This window comes from Occultella gossypii, assembly GCF_019947135.1.
In the GTDB taxonomy this organism is placed as follows: Bacteria; Actinomycetota; Actinomycetes; order Actinomycetales; family Beutenbergiaceae; genus Occultella; species Occultella gossypii.
This window is the reverse complement of record NZ_JAGSHT010000006.1, coordinates 1-16,437: the sequence shown is the minus strand read 5'-3', so window position 1 is coordinate 16,437 and position 16,437 is coordinate 1. Positions and strand designations below refer to the sequence as shown.

Annotated in this window: 19 protein-coding genes and 1 riboswitch; of the genes, 14 read left to right on the top strand and 5 right to left on the bottom strand. The window is 72.7% G+C overall.

The genetic code is table 11. From position 1 onward, the window contains the following. Window positions 1-48 precede the first annotated feature (48 nt). The gene (locus KCQ71_RS06375; protein ID WP_223404007.1) at window positions 49-999 is read right to left on the bottom strand and encodes a phosphotransferase; all 951 of its coding nucleotides are present in this window, start codon (window positions 997-999) and stop codon (window positions 49-51) included. A gap of 91 nt (window positions 1,000-1,090) precedes the next feature. On the opposite strand from KCQ71_RS06375, the gene hemE reads away from it, so the two are divergent. The 12 genes from hemE (at window position 1,091) to KCQ71_RS06315 (ending at window position 12,490) form a co-directional block, all read left to right on the top strand. After that, the gene (gene hemE, locus KCQ71_RS06370; protein ID WP_223404005.1) at window positions 1,091-2,197 is read left to right on the top strand and encodes a uroporphyrinogen decarboxylase; all 1,107 of its coding nucleotides are present in this window, start codon (window positions 1,091-1,093) and stop codon (window positions 2,195-2,197) included. Further along, window positions 2,194-3,690 carry a protoporphyrinogen/coproporphyrinogen oxidase gene (locus KCQ71_RS06365; RefSeq protein WP_223404003.1) on the top strand — a complete coding sequence of 499 codons (1,497 nt, stop codon included), beginning with the start codon at window positions 2,194-2,196 and terminating at the stop codon, window positions 3,688-3,690. Before hemE ends, KCQ71_RS06365 begins: the two co-directional genes overlap by 4 nt. Window positions 3,691-3,735: 45 nt before the next feature. Further along, window positions 3,736-4,449, top strand: coding sequence for a hydrogen peroxide-dependent heme synthase (gene hemQ / locus KCQ71_RS06360; protein ID WP_223404001.1), 714 nt, complete (start codon window positions 3,736-3,738; stop codon window positions 4,447-4,449). Window positions 4,450-4,526: 77 nt separating this feature from the next. Further along, entirely contained in the window at window positions 4,527-5,684 is a 1,158-nt protein-coding gene (locus tag KCQ71_RS06355; RefSeq protein WP_223404142.1) for a ferrochelatase, read from the top strand. After that, a complete protein-coding gene (gene hemC, locus KCQ71_RS06350; protein ID WP_223403999.1) occupies window positions 5,681-6,637 on the top strand; it encodes a hydroxymethylbilane synthase in 957 nt (318 codons plus the stop codon). The genes KCQ71_RS06355 and hemC overlap by 4 nt, the downstream gene beginning before the upstream one ends. Before the next feature lie 7 nt (window positions 6,638-6,644). After that, on the top strand, window positions 6,645-7,400 hold the full coding sequence (locus KCQ71_RS06345) for a uroporphyrinogen-III synthase (RefSeq protein WP_223403997.1): 756 nt from the start codon (window positions 6,645-6,647) through the stop codon (window positions 7,398-7,400). Between the two features lie 35 nt (window positions 7,401-7,435). Next, complete coding sequence (gene hemB / locus KCQ71_RS06340; RefSeq protein WP_249422672.1) at window positions 7,436-8,389, top strand: porphobilinogen synthase; 954 nt, start codon at window positions 7,436-7,438, stop codon at window positions 8,387-8,389. Next, a complete protein-coding gene (locus KCQ71_RS06335) occupies window positions 8,386-9,693 on the top strand; it encodes a glutamate-1-semialdehyde 2,1-aminomutase (protein ID WP_223403993.1) in 1,308 nt (435 codons plus the stop codon). The genes hemB and KCQ71_RS06335 overlap by 4 nt, the downstream gene beginning before the upstream one ends. 78 nt (window positions 9,694-9,771) lie before the next feature. After that, window positions 9,772-9,837, top strand: a riboswitch (guanidine-III (ykkC-III) riboswitch). Between the two features lie 10 nt (window positions 9,838-9,847). Continuing rightward, the gene (locus tag KCQ71_RS06330) at window positions 9,848-10,162 is read left to right on the top strand and encodes a DMT family transporter (RefSeq protein ID WP_223403991.1); all 315 of its coding nucleotides are present in this window, start codon (window positions 9,848-9,850) and stop codon (window positions 10,160-10,162) included. A gap of 1 nt (window position 10,163) precedes the next feature. Next, window positions 10,164-10,550, top strand: coding sequence for a DMT family transporter (locus KCQ71_RS06325; RefSeq protein WP_223403990.1), 387 nt, complete (start codon window positions 10,164-10,166; stop codon window positions 10,548-10,550). A gap of 251 nt (window positions 10,551-10,801) precedes the next feature. Beyond that, a complete protein-coding gene (locus KCQ71_RS06320) occupies window positions 10,802-12,004 on the top strand; it encodes an LCP family protein (protein ID WP_223403988.1) in 1,203 nt (400 codons plus the stop codon). 72 nt (window positions 12,005-12,076) lie between these two features. Then, entirely contained in the window at window positions 12,077-12,490 is a 414-nt protein-coding gene (locus KCQ71_RS06315) for a hypothetical protein (RefSeq protein ID WP_223403986.1), read from the top strand. Here the strand turns inward: KCQ71_RS06315 and KCQ71_RS06310 are convergent. Continuing rightward, window positions 12,476-13,048: a suppressor of fused domain protein gene (locus KCQ71_RS06310; RefSeq protein ID WP_223403984.1), complete on the bottom strand. Its 573-nt coding sequence runs from the start codon at window positions 13,046-13,048 to the stop codon at window positions 12,476-12,478. The two genes, KCQ71_RS06315 and KCQ71_RS06310, sit on opposite strands and share 15 nt — an antisense overlap. Before the next feature lie 145 nt (window positions 13,049-13,193). Here KCQ71_RS06310 and KCQ71_RS06305 point away from each other — a divergent pair, with 145 nt between their 5' ends. After that, a complete protein-coding gene (locus KCQ71_RS06305) occupies window positions 13,194-14,018 on the top strand; it encodes an aldo/keto reductase (protein ID WP_223403982.1) in 825 nt (274 codons plus the stop codon). 19 nt (window positions 14,019-14,037) lie between these two features. On the opposite strand, the gene KCQ71_RS06300 is transcribed toward KCQ71_RS06305, so the two are convergent. Beyond that, window positions 14,038-14,430 carry an ArsR/SmtB family transcription factor gene (locus KCQ71_RS06300; RefSeq protein ID WP_223403980.1) on the bottom strand — a complete coding sequence of 131 codons (393 nt, stop codon included), beginning with the start codon at window positions 14,428-14,430 and terminating at the stop codon, window positions 14,038-14,040. Then, window positions 14,427-14,924 (bottom strand): SRPBCC domain-containing protein, encoded by a 498-nt coding sequence (locus KCQ71_RS06295; protein WP_223403978.1) that lies wholly within the window; start codon window positions 14,922-14,924, stop codon window positions 14,427-14,429. The genes KCQ71_RS06300 and KCQ71_RS06295 overlap by 4 nt, the downstream gene beginning before the upstream one ends. A gap of 161 nt (window positions 14,925-15,085) precedes the next feature. Between KCQ71_RS06295 and KCQ71_RS06290 the strand changes: the two genes are divergently transcribed. Continuing rightward, window positions 15,086-15,496 (top strand): hypothetical protein, encoded by a 411-nt coding sequence (locus tag KCQ71_RS06290; RefSeq protein WP_223403976.1) that lies wholly within the window; start codon window positions 15,086-15,088, stop codon window positions 15,494-15,496. A 67-nt stretch (window positions 15,497-15,563) separates the two neighbouring features. Here the strand turns inward: KCQ71_RS06290 and KCQ71_RS06285 are convergent. Beyond that, the coding region (locus KCQ71_RS06285; RefSeq protein WP_504739593.1) for an HNH endonuclease signature motif containing protein at window positions 15,564-16,437 on the bottom strand (874 nt) is incomplete at its 5' end.

Sequence of the window (16,437 nt, the reverse complement as noted above, 5' to 3'; positions counted from 1 at the left end):
GTCAGGGTATCGCCCGATGGAACCCCGGCGTCGGTGCCTCGAGAGCGGTCAGGAGGGCCCCCGGTCGGTCCCAGCGCGACGGAGCCGCTCACGGGCCTCGCTCTCGCTGAGTGAGGTGATGGGCTGCCCGACCGTGTGCTGATACTTGGCGTCGTCAGCCCTGGTCCAGACGCCAGCCGCCCACGACCGTTCGAGTTCGTCGGCGCTGAAGTCCCGGCCACGCGCTTGGCAGTACGCGACGAGGAACCGCTCTGTGTCCGCCACGGTGGCGAGCTCGTCCACGTCGACGGTCGAGTACAGCGCGGCAGCAAGGCCGACCAGGACGGCTTCGCTATCGGCGATCATGCTGTCCCAGTCGTGTACCACCAGCAGCGCGTCGCCGCTCCAGCGCAGGTTTCCGGCCAGCCAGTCGCAGTGGCCGATCACTGCTTCGGACCCGCTCGCTCGCAGCCGTTCGCGGGCCCGGCGCCCGGCATCGTCGATCCACTCCGCGCCGGGCACCTCGTCGAGGTTGTTGAGGTTGACGTCAGGGCCCTCCGGAGACGGCCACAGTCCATCCTCGGCGTGGTCCCACGCGGCCCATGACGGTGCCGGTTCGAGCGTGGACACCTCGGCCGGCCGGGGGGCGAGCCGAATCAGCCGCGCGAACGCTTCAGCAAAGGCCCGGGGGGCCTGGTCCGAGCTCGGGAGCGAGGCGCCGCCAGGGACGTAGGCCTCCGCGGTTGCGATGTCGCCGCCGAGCGGCGCGGCGTCGGTGAGTGGCTGAGGGCACGGATAACCGGCCTGGAACACACGGCGCTGGATTTCGACGCAGGCCGCGATCCGTGGCGAGTCCGGACGAATCTTGACTACGACGTCGCGGCCGTCAGCCAGCCGCAGCCCGACAACTACGGCCAGGTGCCCGGATCTGAAGATCTCATCCACTGGTGGGCTGCCCAGATGTTCCTTGCACCACTGGGCCAAGCGGGCAGGATCCACGGCATCCGAGCGAGATGACATGTGGGCATCCTGACATGCGTGACGTGGGGCACGTCGCGCAGACTGACGCCATGGTCACGACACCCACGCCCGAGATGTCAGAATCAAGCGTGTGACCCTCCTGCCCGCCGACCACCCGCTCACGGGTGCCACGGCCTCCTCGTCCCTCGTCCGCGCCTACTCCGGGGAGCGGCCCCCGACCACGCCGGTGTGGTTCATGCGGCAGGCGGGCCGGTCGCTGCCCGAGTACCGGGCCTTGCGCACCGGCACCCGGATGCTCGAGGCCTGCCTGGACCCGGATCTGGTCACCGAGATCACCTTGCAGCCGGTCCGTCGGCACGGCGTGGACGCCGCGATCTTCTTCAGCGACATCGTCGTCCCGCTGCGCCTGATCGGCGTTGACGTGGACATCGTGCCCGGCAAGGGCCCGGTGCTGGCGCATCCGGTACGGACGGCGGCAGACGTCGCCGCGCTGCGCGCTCTCACGCCCGACGGCGTCCCCGCGGGTCTGTTCGAGCCCGTCACCACCGCGGTGGGCCAGTTGGCCGGCGAGCTCGGCACCACGCCCCTGATCGGGTTCGCGGGTGCACCGTTCACGCTCGCCGCCTACCTCGTGGAGGGCGGCCCGTCGAAGGACCAGCTCGCCGCACGGACGCTGATGCACGGACAGCCCGAAGTGTGGGCGGACCTGATGTCCTGGCTCGCCGACCTGACCGGGGCGTTCCTGCTCGCGCAGATCGGCGCCGGCGCGTCCGCGGCCCAACTGTTCGACTCCTGGGCCGGCGGACTGTCTCTGGCCGACTACACCGCGTTGGTCGCGCCGCACTCGGCGGCCGCGCTCGCGCCGGTCCGTGAACTGCGGGTGCCCGGTGCGGCCGCGAACGGCGGCCGAGTGCCGACGGTGCACTTCGGCGTCGGCACCGGCCACCTGCTCGGGGCGATGCACGACGTCGGGGTCGACGTCGTCGGCGTCGACTACCGCACCCCGCTGGACCAGGCTGCCGCGGTCGTGCCCGGCGTGCCCCTGCAGGGCAACGTGGACCCCGCGCTGCTCGCGGCCCCGTGGCCGGTGCTCGAGGCGCACGTCCACGACGTGCTCGCCCGCGGCACCGCGGCGCCCGCGCACGTCCTGAACCTCGGCCACGGCGTGCCGCCGGAGACCGACCCGGGCGTCCTGACCCGGATCGTGGAGACGGTGCACGCGGCCGCGGGCCGATGAGCACTGCTGGTTCCGGCGGGGGAGGCTCGGACCCTTCCGCGGAGGCGCTGGCTCCGCCATCGACGGTGGACGTCGTCGTCATCGGCGGCGGCGTCGCCGGGCTGGTCGCCGCGTGGGAGGCGGCCCGGGCCGGACTCTCGGTGACGGTCCTGGAGGCCGCCCACTCCTTCGGGGGACTGGTCGGGTCGAACCCGGTGGCCGGCGTCGACCTGGACTCCGGCGCCGAGAGCTTCGCCACCCGCGGCGGCACCGTCGCGGCCCTCCTGGCGGACCTCGGACTCGCCTCCGAGATAGTGAGCCCGAGCCGGGTCCCGGCGCGGGTCCACCACGACGGTGTCTCCCGCGCGATGCCCGCCACCGGCGTGCTCGGCATCCCGACGGACCTCGACGCCCCCGGCCTGGTCGAGGTACTCGGGGAGGACGGCCTGGCCCGGGCCCGGCGGGATCTGGACCTACCGGTCGACGTCACCGGCGCCAGACCCGCCGCCGGACCGGGCGCCATCCTCCGAGGTGTCGGTCCCGCGCCGGCCCCGGCCGGCCCGACGCTGGCCGCCCTGGTCACCGCCCGGATGGGCGAGGCCGTCACCGACCGGCTGCTGCGCCCGGTGGTCCGTGGTGTGCACTCGGTCGAACCCGAGGAGCTCGTCGCGACCGACCTGCTCCCCGGCGTGCTGGACCGCCTCGCCCGGACCGGGTCGCTGGCCGCGTCGCTCGCGGAGATCCGCGCCGCCGCTCCCGCGGGCAGCGCGGTGCAGGGCCTGCGGGGCGGCATCCACCGGCTCGTCGAAGCACTCGTCGCCGAGCTCGCGCGGGCCGGCGCGGACCTGCGTCCGGGTGCGCCGGTCGCCTCCCTCTTGCCCGACGGCGGTGGCTGGCTCGTGCACGCGGGCTCGGCCCGCATCCGCGCCGGCAAGGTGCTGCTCGCCTGCCCGCCGCACACCTGGGGCTTCGTCGACGGTTCGGCGCCCGAGGCGACCCACGCCCTGGCGCGGCTGGGCGCGGACTGGCCCGCGCCGTCGAGCGTGGACCTGGTGACCCTCGTCCTCGACGACACCACCCTGCCCGAGCACACCCGAGCCGGCGTGCTCGTCGGCGTCCCCGGCCGCGGCGCGAAGGCACTGACCTACGCCAGTGCCAAGTGGGACTGGGTGGCCGAGGCAGCCGGCCCCGACCGCGCCGTCATCCGGCTGTCGTACGCCGCCGGGATCGTGCCCGGGGATGCTGGCGAACGTGGCGCCCTCGCGCTCGCGGACGCGGGCCGGCTGCTCGGCATCACGATCGGTGCCGACGCCCTCATCGAGCACGCCCGGGTGTCGCTGACCCTGCCCCGTCCGACCCGGGCGTGGGGAATGTCACAGCACATCGAGGCCGCCCGATCGGCGGTCGCAGCGATGGGTTCCCTCGACGTGGCCGGCACGTGGATCGCGGGCACCGGGCTGGCCTCCGTGATCGCCGATGCGAGGGCCGCGGGAGGCCGGATCTCGGGGTTCTGACGGACCGTCGTCATCGGCATTCTGGTGCGGGTTTATGGTGATCGGGTGACCACTGAGAGCAACGCGTCGAACCCCCAGCAGACGGCCGCCGAGCAGAACCCCGAGGGCTACACACTCTGGTCGGTGCTGCGCCGTGACCCCCACCGCGGCGCGGACGTCTCCGACGCCGCCGTCGCCGAGGTCGAGGCCACCATCGAGCGTCTCGCGGCAGCCGGCGTCACCACCCGCGGGCTCTACGACGTCTCCAGCATCAAGGCCGACGCGGACGCGATGATCTGGATCCACGGCGACCGTGCCGAGGACCTCCAGGCCGGGCTGCGGGACCTGCGCCGCACCGCCCTGCTGAGTACCCTGCTGCCCACCTGGAACACGCTCGGCATGCACCGCGAGGCTGAGTTCAACGCCCGGCACGTGCCCGCGTTCCTGCGCGGCAAGGAGCCGGCCGCGTGGCTGACCGTGTACCCGTTCGTGCGCTCCCACGAGTGGTACCTGCTGCCCGAGGACGAGCGCCGGCAGATGCTCGCCGACCACGGCCGTCGCGGTTCGCAGTTCCGGTCGGTGCTCTCCAACACCGTCGCCGCGTTCGCGCTCGGCGACTATGAGTGGATCCTCGCCCTCGAGGACGACGACCTCGCGAACCTCGTGGATCTGATGCGGGACCTGCGCTACACCGAAGCCCGCCGTCACGTGCGCGAGGAGACGCCGTTCTACACCGGCCGCCGGGTCAGCGTCGCCGAGCTCGCGCAGGTGCTGGCGTGAGCACGGTGGACACCACGAAGGACGCCCGCGACGCCGCCCCGCGCGGCCGCAAGCCAGCCCCCGCCACCACCGTGGCGATGGCGCCCGGCGCCGTCGTCCCCGCGGCCACGCCGGCCGCCCAGGCCGGACCCGAACACGTGACGGAGCCGGTCGCCTACGACGCGATCGTGCTGGCCGGCTTCGGCGGCCCCGAGGGGCAGGACGACGTGCTGCCGTTCCTGCGCAATGTCACCGCCGGCCGCGGCATCCCGGACGAGCGCCTGGAGGAGGTGGCCCATCACTACCGAGCGTTCGGTGGGGTGAGCCCCATCAACTCCCACAACCGCCAGCTCAAGGCCGCGCTCGAGACCGAGCTCGCGAGCCGCGGCATCGAGTTGCCGATCCACTGGGGCAACCGCAACTGGGACCCCTACCTCAACGACGCGCTCCGCGAGGCCGACGCCGCGGGGCACCGCCGCCTGCTCGCCATCCCCACCAGCGCGTACTCCTCCTACTCCAGCTGCCGCCAGTACCGCGAGGACCTCGCCGACGCGCTCGAGGACACCGGCCTCGGGAGCGTCCTCGAGGTGGACAAGGTGCGCCAGTACTTCGACCACCCGGGCTTCGTGGCCCCGTTCGTCGACGGTGTCGCGGCCGGCCTGGCCACGCTGCGCGAGCACGGCGCGAGAACCATCGAGGTGCTCTTCGCGACCCACTCCATCCCTCTGGGCGACGCGCAGCGGTCCGGCCCCGCCGAGCTCGGCCTGGGCGACGGCGGCGCGTACGCCGCGCAGCACCGTGCCGTCGCCGAGGTGGTCATGGAGGCCATCGGCGAGCCGGAGACGCCCTGGCAGCTCGTCTACCAGTCGCGCTCCGGCCCACCCAGCCAACCCTGGCTCGAGCCGGACGTCAACGACGCCATCGCCGACCTCCCGGCCAAGGGCGTCGACGGCGTGGTGATCGTGCCGCTCGGGTTCCTCTCCGACCACATGGAGGTCGCCTGGGACCTCGACACCGAGGCCATGGAGACCGCGAGCGAGCACGGGATCGCCGCCGCGCGGGTACCCACCCCCGGCATCCACCCGAAGTTCGTGGCCGGCCTGGTGGACCTCGTCGTCGAGCGGCTCGAGGGCACCCCGGTCGCGGACCGGCCCGCGCTGACCTCCCTCGGCCCCTGGTACGACGTCTGCCGGCCCGGGTGCTGCGAGAACGCGCGGCGAGGCTTCAGGCCCGCCGTGGCCGGGCTGGCACCGTGAGCACCGGGTCCGCGAACGAGGCCGCACCGGTCGAGGCGACCACGCCCGTGGTCCGGATCGGCACCCGCGCCTCCCGGCTGGCGCGGACCCAGACGCAGACCGTCGCCGACGCGCTGACCGCCGCGGGACTGCGCATCGAGGTGGTGCCGATGACCAGCGAGGGGGATCGGAACCGGGCCTCGCTCGCCTCTCTCGGCGGTACCGGAGTGTTCGCCGCAGCATTGCGGACCGCGCTGCTGGCGGGGGAGTGTGACGCCGTGGTGCACTCCCTCAAGGACCTGCCGACGACCCCACACCCCGGCCTGGTCGTGGCCGCCACCCCGGCGCGTGAGGACGCCCGTGACGCCCTCTGCGCCCGGGACGGACTGACCCTCGCCACTCTTCCGGCGGGCGCCCGGATCGGTACCGGGTCCCCGCGCCGTGCGGCCCAGGTGCGGACCGCCCGCCCGGACCTGGAGGTCGTGGATATCCGCGGGAACGTGGACACCCGCCTCGGCTTCGTCAGCGACGGCGAGCTCGACGCCGTGATCCTCGCCGCGGCCGGGCTGCGCCGCATCGGGCGGGCTGACGCGATCACCGCCGAACTCGCCCTCGACACCTGGCCGGGCGCGCCCGGGCAGGGGGTGCTCGCCGTCGAGATCCGCGAGGGTGACGCGACCGGCACGCCTCTGGCTGCGGCCCTGGCGGGAATCCACGACGCGGACGCCTGGGCCGCCGCGACGGCCGAGCGGTCCCTGCTCGCCACCCTTGAGGCCGGCTGCGCCGCCCCCGTGGGCGCCACGGCCACGGTGTCCGACGGCGTCCTGACCGTCTCCGGGTCGGCCTACCGTCCGGGCGGGGGCGAGTCGCGTACCGCCACCGCGAGCGGGCGGCCGGATGAGGCGGCGGCGCTCGGGAGCGCGGTCGCCGCCGACCTGATCGCCGCGGGCGCCGGTGCCTGGATCACGGGCTGAGACGTCGATGACGCTCGCCGGCCGCACGGTGCTGGTCCCCCGGGGCGGTAGCTGGGGTGAGCGGGCCTGTGACCTGCTTGCCGAGCGCGGCGCGACCGGCTGGGTGGTGCCGCTGATCGCGACCCGCCCGCTGCGGACCCCGCAGGTCCGCGACGCACTGGACCGGCTGACCGCGGGTGGTTACGACTGGCTGGTGGTGACGTCCGCGGCCACCGTCGGCGTCCTCGACGGCTCCGGCGAGGTGCAGGCCAAGGTGGCCGCCGTCGGCCCGGCCACGGCCTCCGCCCTCGAGGCCGCCGGATTCGCGGTGGACCTGGTCCCGGAGTCCGACTTCAGCGCCGAGGGCCTCCTGCACGCCTGGCAACTCGCGGGCATCGAGGCCGTCGCACGGGGCACGTCGGTGATCCCCGCCCCGTCCCGGGTCCTGGTGCTGCACTCCGAGCTCGCCCGGGACACCGTGGCCGACGGGCTGAGCGAGCGCGGGCACTGGGTGGACAGCGTGGTCGGCTACCGCGTCGAGGAACTGACGGTCGACGAGGCCACGGCCGCGGACCTGGCCGCCGGCCGGGCGGACGCCGCGCTCGTCACCAGCGGTTCCGTGGCCAGGTCGCTGGCCCGGTTCGACCTGCCCGCCGCCATGACCATCGCCTGCCTCGGCCCGGTGACCGCGCAGGACGCGGCCGCCGTCGGGCTCCGCGCGGACGTGGTCGCACCCGAACGCACCATCGAGGCCCTGATCAGGGCACTGGAGGACGTCAGTTGAGGATCCGACCCCGCCGTTTGCGCGCCACCCCGGCCATGCGCCGACTCGTCGCGCAGACCCGCCTGCACCCGAGCGACCTGGTGCTGCCGATGTTCGTCATCGAGGCCGCCGAGTCCCGGCCGATCGCCTCGATGCCGGGCGTGCTCCAGCACTCCCTGGACTCCCTGCGCCGGGCCGCGACCGAGGCCGCCGAGGCCGGCGTCGGTGGACTCATGCTGTTCGGCGTGCCCGAGATCAGGGACGCGACCGGCACCGGCGCCACCGACCCGAACGGCATCCTGAACGTCGCCACGGCCGCCGTCGCCGCGGAGGTGGGGGACGCCGTCGTCGTCCAGACGGACCTGTGCCTGGACGAGTTCACCGACCATGGCCACTGCGGCGTCCTGGACGCCGCCGGCCGGGTGGACAACGACGCCACCCTTGAGCGGTACGCCGAGATGGGCCTCGCGCAGGCCCGGGCCGGGTCCGCGCTGCTCGGACTGAGCGGCATGATGGACGGTCAGGTCGCCGCCGTCCGCGATGCCCTGGACGCGCAGGGGCACACCGACGTCGCGATCCTCGCCTACGCCGCGAAGTACGCGTCCGCGTTCTACGGGCCGTTCCGCGAGGCCGTGGACTCCCAGCTCACCGGCGACCGGCGCAGCTATCAGCTGGACCCGGCGAACCGCCGCGAGGGCGGCCGCGAGGCGGACCTGGACGTCGCCGAGGGTGCGGACGTGGTCATGGTCAAGCCCGCGCTCAGCTACCTGGACGTCCTGGCTGACGTCGCCGCCACCTCCCCTGTTCCGGTCTGGGCCTACCAGGTCTCCGGCGAGTACGCGATGGTCGAGGCCGCCGCCGCGAACGGCTGGCTGGACCGGGACCGCACGATCGCCGAGACCGTCCTGTCCATCAAACGGGCCGGCGCGGACGCGGTGCTGACCTACTGGGCCGTGGAACTGGCCGACCGACTCACTCGTGGGCAGCTGCCCGGAACGGACCCCCGATGACCCTGTTCGACCGCGCCGCCGCCGTGATCCCCGGCGGGGTGAACTCGCCCGTGCGCGCCTTCAACGGCGTGGGCGGGGACCCGCTCTTCCTCGTCTCCGCGAGCGGCCCGCGAGTCACCGACTCGACCGGCCGCGAGTACGTGGACCTGGTCGGCTCCTGGGGGCCGGCCCTCCTCGGGCACGCCCACCCGGAGGTCGTTGCCGCCGTGCAGGAGGCCGCGGCCCGCGGGCTCTCGTTCGGGGCGCCGACGCCGGGGGAGGTCGAACTGGCCGAACTCATCCGGGAGCGGGTGCCGGTCGCTGGGCTCGTCCGGCTCGTCTCCACCGGCACCGAGGCCACCATGACCGCCCTGCGGGTGGCCCGCGGGTTCACCGGCCGGGACCTGATCATCAAGTTCGCCGGGCACTATCACGGCCACTCCGACGGACTGCTCGCCGAGTCCGGGTCCGGGGTCGCCACCCTGTCCCTGCCGGGCTCTGCCGGGGTGCCCGCCGCATTCGCCGCGCAGACCATCGTGATCGGCTACAACGACCTGGATGCCGTGCGGGCCGCATTCGCCGCCCACCCGGGCAACATCGCTGCCGTCATCACCGAGGCCGCCGCCGCCAACATGGGTGTGGTCGCCCCGGACCCGGGCTTCAACGCCGCGGTCGCCGAGATCGCCCGCGCTGAGGGCGCCCTGTTCATCGCCGACGAGGTACTCACCGGGTTCCGGGTGGGCCCGGCCGGCTGGTGGGGCCTCGAGGGCGGCTGGACCCCGGATCTGCTCACGTTCGGCAAGGTCATCGGCGGCGGACTGCCCGTCGCGGCGCTCGCCGGCCGGGCGGACGTGATGCGGATGCTCGCTCCGGCCGGGCCGGTCTACCAGGCCGGCACCCTGTCCGGGAACCCGGTGGCGGTCGCCGCCGGCGCGGCGACCCTGCGCCTGGCCGACGGCGGCGTGTACAGCCGGGTGGACGCAGTCGCGGACACCGTCGCGAGTTCCGTCACGGCCGCGCTCGCCGCTGAGGGCGTCCCGGTCGCGACCCAGCGGGCCGGCAACCTGTTCTCGTTCGCGTTCGGCAGCCCGGCCGAGCAGGGCTGGTCCGGCCCGGGGCCGCGCACCTACGACGAGGTGAAGGCGGCGCAGGCCTGGCGCTACCCGCCGTTCTTCCACGCGATGCTCGACGCCGGGGTGAACCTGCCGCCGTCGGCGTTCGAGGCCTGGTTCGTCTCGGCCGCACACGATGACGCAGCCGTGGAGCAGATCCTCGCGGCACTGCCCGCGGCCGCTCGGGCGGCCGCCTCGGCCAGGCCGGGCTGACCGGGGCCGACCGATGACCGACGCGAGGTGGTGACCGAACCCACGTCGACGCCGTCGACCTGTTTGGCTACCCTCGTTGATGAGGCCCGACGAGGGTCTGCGGACGAGGGAGCAGTACCCGCATCGCGACAAGACTGACTCAGAAGGCCTCATCATGGCTTGGTTGATACTTGTCCTGTCCGGAATGCTCGAGGCGGTCTGGGCCTCGGCTCTGTCCGCCTCCGACGGCTTCAAGCGGGTGCGTCCGTCGGTGCTGTTCGTCGTCGCCATGCTCGTCAGCATGGCCGGTCTCGCCTACGCGATGACGACCCTTCCGACCGGCACGGCCTACGCCGTCTGGGTCGGCATCGGCGCGTCGCTGACGGTCGTCTGGGCGATGATCACGGGTAAGGAACCGGCGTCGATCGCCAGGATCTGCCTGCTCGTCCTGCTCGTCGGCAGCGTCGTCGGCCTCAAGGTGGTGAGCTGAGATGCCGTGGCTCATCCTGCTCCTCAGCGCCGTCCTCGAAGCCGTCTGGGCGACCGCGCTCGGTCAGTCGGACGGCTTCAGTCAACCGGTCCCGACGATCGTGTTCGCGGTCGCCCTGACGCTCAGCATGCTCGGGCTCGGGCGAGCTATGAGGTCCATCCCGATCGGGACCGCCTACGCGGTCTGGACCGGGATCGGCGCCGCTCTCACGGTGACGTACGCGATCGCCACGGGCGCCGAGTCGGTCTCGGTGTGGAAGGTCGTGTTCATCCTCGGCATCATCGGCGCGGTGGTCGGCCTCAAGCTGGTGCCGGCCCGATCCGAGGCGTCCGACGGTGCCACGGGCCGATCGGTGGACACAGTGCCTGCCGAGTCGGATCGGGACTGACGCAATCCTGCACAATCCGTCCACGGCTCACGCCCGCGAGTGTGCGGATTTCGCCTCGCAGTACTCCTAAAATCGGGGCGATGCCATCCGCCCGCCATGCCAGGTCGTCGGTCCCGATCCGACGGTCGGGCCGTCCCGCGACCGCACCCGCCCGGAACCCCTCGCCCACGAGTCCAGGGGAGCTCGCGCGTCGGCCTCGGCACGCCCGGCGGATCCGGCGCGCCCGACTGCGAACCGCAGCAGTGGGAGTGGTGGGCGCGCTCGCGTTCGCCCTCACGTTCGGCGGCTCGGTGTACGCGCAGCTGCAGTCCGAGGTCGACGTCATCGAGGTCGACGATCTGATCGTCCGCCCGACCGATGCGGACGGTGCGGCCGCGACCCCCGCGCCGCCGGCCGACCCGAACGCGGGCACGGCCTTGAACATCCTCATCATCGGCTCGGACAGCCGCGCCGATGGCGCCGTCGACGACGGGTTCGACTCGGTCCTGGCGGACACCCACATCGTCGCCCACATCTCCGCGGACCGGTCCCGGGTCGAGCTGGTCTCGATCCCGCGCGACATCATGGTCCAGATCCCCGACTGCCCGACGACCTCCGGCGAGACGATCCGCGGGTGGTACGGGCAGTACAACGCGGCGTACGCGACCGGCTGGCAGGTCGGCGGCGACAAGGAGTCCGCCGTCGCCTGCGACATCAACCTCGCCCAGTCCGTCACAGGACTGACCATCGACGGGTTCGTCCTGGTCGAGATGGGCGGCTTCGTGGAGATGGTCGACGCGCTCGGCGGCGTGGACATCTGCATCCCGGAGCCGATCGAGGCGCCCAAGGCGAACCTCTACCTCGATGCCGGGCAGCAGACGCTCACCGGCGATCAGGCCCTCGGTTACGCGCGTGCTCGGACCGGCGTCGGCCTGGGGGACGGCTCCGATCCCGGCCGGATCGAGCGCCAGCAGCGGCTGATGTCAGCGATGGTCGACGAGGTCCTCTCGCGGAACATCCTCGCGGACGGCCCGGCACTCTACGGAATGGTCAACGCGGCTCTCGGGTCCCTGACGATGAGTGCGAACCTCTCGTCCCTGACCGGCATGGCGGGCCTGGCGCTGAGCCTGCGGTCGCTCTCCGCCGCGGACGTCGTCTTCCTCACGACCCCGTACGGCGCCTACGCCCCCGACCCGAACCGGCTCGTCTGGACCAGCGAGGTGGACGAGATCTGGGAAGCGATGGCAGCCGACGAGCCGATCCTCGGAACCGACGACGGAGCGGGCGACGGGGCTCCATCGGGCGCGGCCGATCCGACTGCCGACGCCACCCCCACGGACGCACCGAGCGGCACGGGCACACGGACGGACGCGCCGCCGTCGAACACCGAAGCGCCGGACGACGCGGCTACCCAGACTCCCTCCGAGGCCGGCACCGGCGGTGCCAGCGCGCAGGACCTCACCGGCGCCTGCTGATCGGCACCGGCTGGTGAGCGCCGGTCTGCGCGATCACGGTGCAGGCACCGGGTCGATGGGATACTTGGTCCCATGAGCCCGACCGTCGACGCTGCGCAGCCAGCGGCACGCGCGCCGTACCGGACCACCGCGCGGGTGTGGCAGTTCGTCGCGTTCGGCCTCGCCTGCGCGGCGGCCGTGCTGTTGTTGGTGCTGCCGCTCTACGCGGGCAGCACGACCACCTCCGCCGGCACCGAGGACTTCACGGCGACGCTGCTGGATGTGAACGGCCCCAAGGTGCTGGTTCCGCTGCTCGTGCCCGTGCTACTGACCGGGGTGCCGCTGCTGATCCCGAGCGGCCGGCTGCCCGGCGTGACCATCGCGTGCGCGGCCGTGCTCGTGTTCTTCATGGCGCTCGGCGGGCCTTCGATCGGGCTGTTCTACGCGCCCGCTGCGATCGTGGCCGTGGTCGCCCTGCTGGTCCGGCGCCGATCAGGGCAGGAGTGAGGCCCGGTTGTAGTCGATCGGGTCGAGGTCCTCGCGTTCGTACATGAGTTTCTCGAACGCCTGCCAGCCGTTGGCGTCGACGAACGCCGCCTCCTGCTGCGACACGGGGAGGAGCCAGTCGATGGTGACCGCCCGGTCACCGTTGCTGAATGTCGCGAACTCCGGTGTGAAGTAGAGGGGTCGGCCCACGTAGAGGGCGTCCATCGTCGAGAGGTCGGCGAGCGTTCGGTTGTTCCGGATGATGGTTCCGAGGCCCGGCAACTCACGGCGCTCGACCACCAGCCGGCCGATGTCGAGCAGCTGGAACGGCAGGGCGCTGCCTCGGAGGCCCTCGGGCGCGATCATGATCAGCTCGAGGTGGGAGTGGCCGTCGGCGGTCGGCGATTCCAGGACGTACTCGCTCAGGCCGAGCGTCGAGTAGATGACCGCATCGTCGATCCGTCCCGTCTCGAACTCGACCACCTGGAAGGGCGCCGGCGTACCGTCCGGATCGGTCCTCCAGCCTGCTGCGATCGCGCCGAGCGTCCCCTCGAGGTGGTCGACGAGCCCGTCGATCATCGTGGCGCCTCTCGTTCTCGAGCCGGGGTCACGCGCCGGCATCGGCGCTCCTCGGAGGGTAGCCACGGTAGTCGGATCGGACCGCCGTGATCAGAGCGTGGTCGCACCTGGCCCCGTGCCGCGGCCGGATGACAGACTCGGGGCCATGACTGCTCCCACCCTGACCCTGACGTCCGGAACCACGATCCCCGCGCTGGGCCTTGGCACCTGGCCGATGGACGACGCGGATGTCGCCACGGCCGTCGAGACCGCGATCGGCGCGGGCTATCGGCTCATCGACACCGCCGAGAACTACGGCAACGAGGCAGGTGTGGGCGAGGGCGTGCGCCGCTCCGGGATCGACCGCGGTGAGGTGTTCCTGACCACGAAGTTCAACGAGAAGTGGCACTCCTACGACGGCGTCCGGCGGGCCTTCGAGGCCAGCGCGGCCCGGCTCGGTGTGGAGTACATCGACCTGTTCCTGGCGCACTGGCCGCGGCCCGCGTTCGGCGGGTTCGTCGACGCCGTGCGAGGCCTCGTCGCGCTCCGCGAGGAGGGACTCATCCGCGCCGTCGGCGTCTCGAACTTCAAGCCCGCGCACCTGCAGGCGGTCCTCGATTCCGGCCTGGTGCCGGACGTGAACCAGATCAAGCGCGACCCCCGCAACCCGCGCCGCGCCGAGCTGGCCTTCCACGCCGAGCACGGCATCCTCACCGAGGCCTACACGCCGCTGGGCAAGGCCGGCGACCTGCTCGCCGAACCCGCGATCACCCAGGCCGCGCAGGCTCATGGGCGCACCCCGGCGCAGGTGGTGCTGCGCTGGCACACCCAGACCGGCGCGCTGCCGATCCCGAAGTCCGCGGACCCGGGGCGCATCGCCGAGAACATCACCATCTTCGACTTCGAACTGACCAGCGAGGAGATCGCCGGGATCGATGCCCTCGACTCCGGTGACGCGGACGTGGCCGACTCGGACGTCGTCGGGCACTGACCAGGTTCGGGCTGCGTGGTCAGCCGCGGTGCAGGGCCTCCGCCACGTCCTTGAGCCGGGACAGTCGGGCGTCCCAGCCGCGGCCGATCGTCTCCAGGTGCCGGGCGAGCTGACCGAGCTGGGCCCCGAGGGCGCGGTAGCGGATCGCCCGGCCTGCCGGGACCGGCTCCACCAGTCCGACGGCCGCGAGCTGCTGCAGGTGCTTGGCGATCGCCTGCCGTGAGATCGGCAGCTCCTCGGCGAGCTCGCTGGCGGAGGCGTCCCGGTCGCCGAGCATCGCGAGGATCTCCCAGCGGGTCGCGTCCGCCAGGGCCGCGCACAGCGGCACCGGGTCGAGCACGGTGGTGCCCGACGGCGGACGTCGCGTCGAGAGGGCGGGTGCCGGTCGGTCGGTGGTCGCCGGGGGAGTCATCGCACGGCCTGAAGGTCGGCGGGAGTAGCCCTGCCCGCGGTGTAGTCGCGGAGGGCGTCCAGGACGGTGTTCCAGCCGCCGGTGTTCTCGTCCATCGCAGCCCGGCGGGCGGCGGCGTCGAGGCGGTCGAAGCCCGTCTCGAGGACCGTGACCGTGGTCGTGTCGCCGGCGGCGGTGAGGGTGAAGCGGACCTGTGTGGCGGCCGCGGACTGCTCCAGCGTGGTGTCCAGATCGCCCCAGGTGAGGGCGAACGCGGTCGGCGGATCGAGTTCGTCGATGCGGACCGGGAACGTGTGGTCCTCCCAGACGAAGTGGCCCAGGGAGCCGGCCTGCCAGCCGTCCGGGAACTCCGAGGGGTGGCCCCACCAGGTGGCGATGTGTTCGGGCGAGGTGAGGGCGGTCCAGACGGTCCCGATCGGTGCCTCGATCCGAATCGTGCGGGTGATGGTGCCCGCGTCGAAGTCGGCGACGGCGTGGTCGGTGTCGGTGCTCATGGGAGACCCTCCTGCTCGAGTGGGTGCTGTGGTTGATCGAGGCGTGGCCGATATGGCATTGCTGCAATCATCCGGTTGCAAGTCGACTCTAGATCGTGATCGCCGATGGCGCAACTGTCTAGTTGCGGTTCCGCGGGTCAGTCGATCGCTAAGGTCGGGTCATGTCCGACACCCCGGCCGCCGGCGGCAAGCGTGACCCCGACCGCCACCGCAGACCACCGCTGACCCGGCGGTTCGCACACAGGGTGGCGCTCGTGCTGGCAGCGGTGGCGTTCGTGGTCCTCGCATTCGTGCCGATCTTCCTGGTCCCGGGTCAGGACGCCACCGCATCCCCGGCGGACATCGAGCGGATCAGCCTGATCGCGCAGAGCGGTCCGGCGGTGCTGGGTGTCCTCGCGATCCCGGTGCTACTGGCCGGGCTGCCGCTGCTCCTGAAGGGCCGGGTCATTGCGGTGCTGACCGCGGTGCTGCTGATCGCGTTCGCCTTCTTCACCCTGCTGGGGATCGGGGTCTTCTATGTTCCTGCGGCGCTGACCGCGGTCGTTGCACTGTTCCTACCCAGCGACGACTGAGTTCGAGGCGTCGGCGGACGGGGGCCACTCGGCGACGCTCGACTGCGGTCCTGCCGGAGCTCACGGTTCAGAAGGGTGGTGGTTCGTCGGGGTTGGGTGCGGTGCGGTAGGTGGGGCCGTGTCCGGTGTGTTCGGGGTGGGTTCGGGGTAGTTCGGTGGTGGTGCCGTCGGGGGTGCGCATGTAGACGTGGCCGGTGGGGGTGCGCCAGAACCGGTTGCCGTGTTGGTCGACTTCGTCTTCGAAGTCGCCGTGGGTCTTCAGGACGTGGCAGCGTCGGCATTTGGGGTCGAGGTTGTCGTCGCTGGTGGGTCCGAGAGGAAACGGGACACGGTGGTCGAGTTCGGTCATCCGGGCGGTGGCTGAGCAGCCGGGTGCGGTGCAGTACGGTTCGTTTTCTTTGATCCGGTCGGTCATGTTCTGTGGGGGTTCGTAGCGGGTGGTGCCGTAGTCGGTGACTTGGTTGGTGGTGGGGTCGGTGACCAGGCGTCGCCAGGTGCCGCCGGCGGCGAAGGCGCGGGCGACGTCGGCGGGGATCGGGCCGAGGCCTTCGATGTCGCCGGGGTCGTCGCCGCCCATCAGGGTCGACAGGGAAACCCGGATGAGGATCTGGGCGCGGCGCCCGCCGAGGACCCCGACCGGCCAGACCCGTGGCAGCCCCTGACCCCGTGCGGGGGTGAACACCCGGGGATCGGCCCCGGTATCAGCGCCGTGCCAGGACCCCCAGAACCCACCCGAGCCGGCCCCAGCCCCACCCGAAGACGCGGTGGGCGCACCCGTGACCTCGGACCCGCCCGCCGGGCCGGTGGTGGGCGGACTTGTCCCCTCGGACCCGCCCGTCGGGCCCGCGGTGGGCGCACTTGTCCCCTCGGACCCGCCCGTCGGGCCCGCGGTGGGCGTATTTGTCCCCTCGGACCCGCTCGTCGGGTCGGTGGTGGGCGCA

Excerpts from the sequence above, each read along its gene's own strand:
- KCQ71_RS06300 (WP_223403980.1), bottom strand. The coding sequence starts at position 14,430 with ATGACTCCCCCGGCGACCACCGACCGACCGGCACCCGCCCTCTCGACG.
- KCQ71_RS06295 (WP_223403978.1), bottom strand. The coding sequence starts at position 14,924 with ATGAGCACCGACACCGACCACGCCGTCGCCGACTTCGACGCGGGCACC.
- KCQ71_RS06325 (WP_223403990.1), top strand. The coding sequence starts at position 10,164 with ATGCCGTGGCTCATCCTGCTCCTCAGCGCCGTCCTCGAAGCCGTCTGG.
- KCQ71_RS06335 (WP_223403993.1), top strand. The coding sequence starts at position 8,386 with ATGACCCTGTTCGACCGCGCCGCCGCCGTGATCCCCGGCGGGGTGAAC.
- KCQ71_RS06355 (WP_223404142.1), top strand. The coding sequence starts at position 4,527 with ATGGCGCCCGGCGCCGTCGTCCCCGCGGCCACGCCGGCCGCCCAGGCC.
- KCQ71_RS06290 (WP_223403976.1), top strand. The coding sequence starts at position 15,086 with ATGTCCGACACCCCGGCCGCCGGCGGCAAGCGTGACCCCGACCGCCAC.
- KCQ71_RS06365 (WP_223404003.1), top strand. The coding sequence starts at position 2,194 with ATGAGCACTGCTGGTTCCGGCGGGGGAGGCTCGGACCCTTCCGCGGAG.
- KCQ71_RS06375 (WP_223404007.1), bottom strand. The coding sequence starts at position 999 with ATGTCATCTCGCTCGGATGCCGTGGATCCTGCCCGCTTGGCCCAGTGG.
- hemB (WP_249422672.1), top strand. The coding sequence starts at position 7,436 with ATGCGCCGACTCGTCGCGCAGACCCGCCTGCACCCGAGCGACCTGGTG.
- KCQ71_RS06310 (WP_223403984.1), bottom strand. The coding sequence starts at position 13,048 with ATGATCGACGGGCTCGTCGACCACCTCGAGGGGACGCTCGGCGCGATC.
- KCQ71_RS06345 (WP_223403997.1), top strand. The coding sequence starts at position 6,645 with ATGACGCTCGCCGGCCGCACGGTGCTGGTCCCCCGGGGCGGTAGCTGG.
- KCQ71_RS06305 (WP_223403982.1), top strand. The coding sequence starts at position 13,194 with ATGACTGCTCCCACCCTGACCCTGACGTCCGGAACCACGATCCCCGCG.
- KCQ71_RS06330 (WP_223403991.1), top strand. The coding sequence starts at position 9,848 with ATGGCTTGGTTGATACTTGTCCTGTCCGGAATGCTCGAGGCGGTCTGG.
- KCQ71_RS06315 (WP_223403986.1), top strand. The coding sequence starts at position 12,077 with ATGAGCCCGACCGTCGACGCTGCGCAGCCAGCGGCACGCGCGCCGTAC.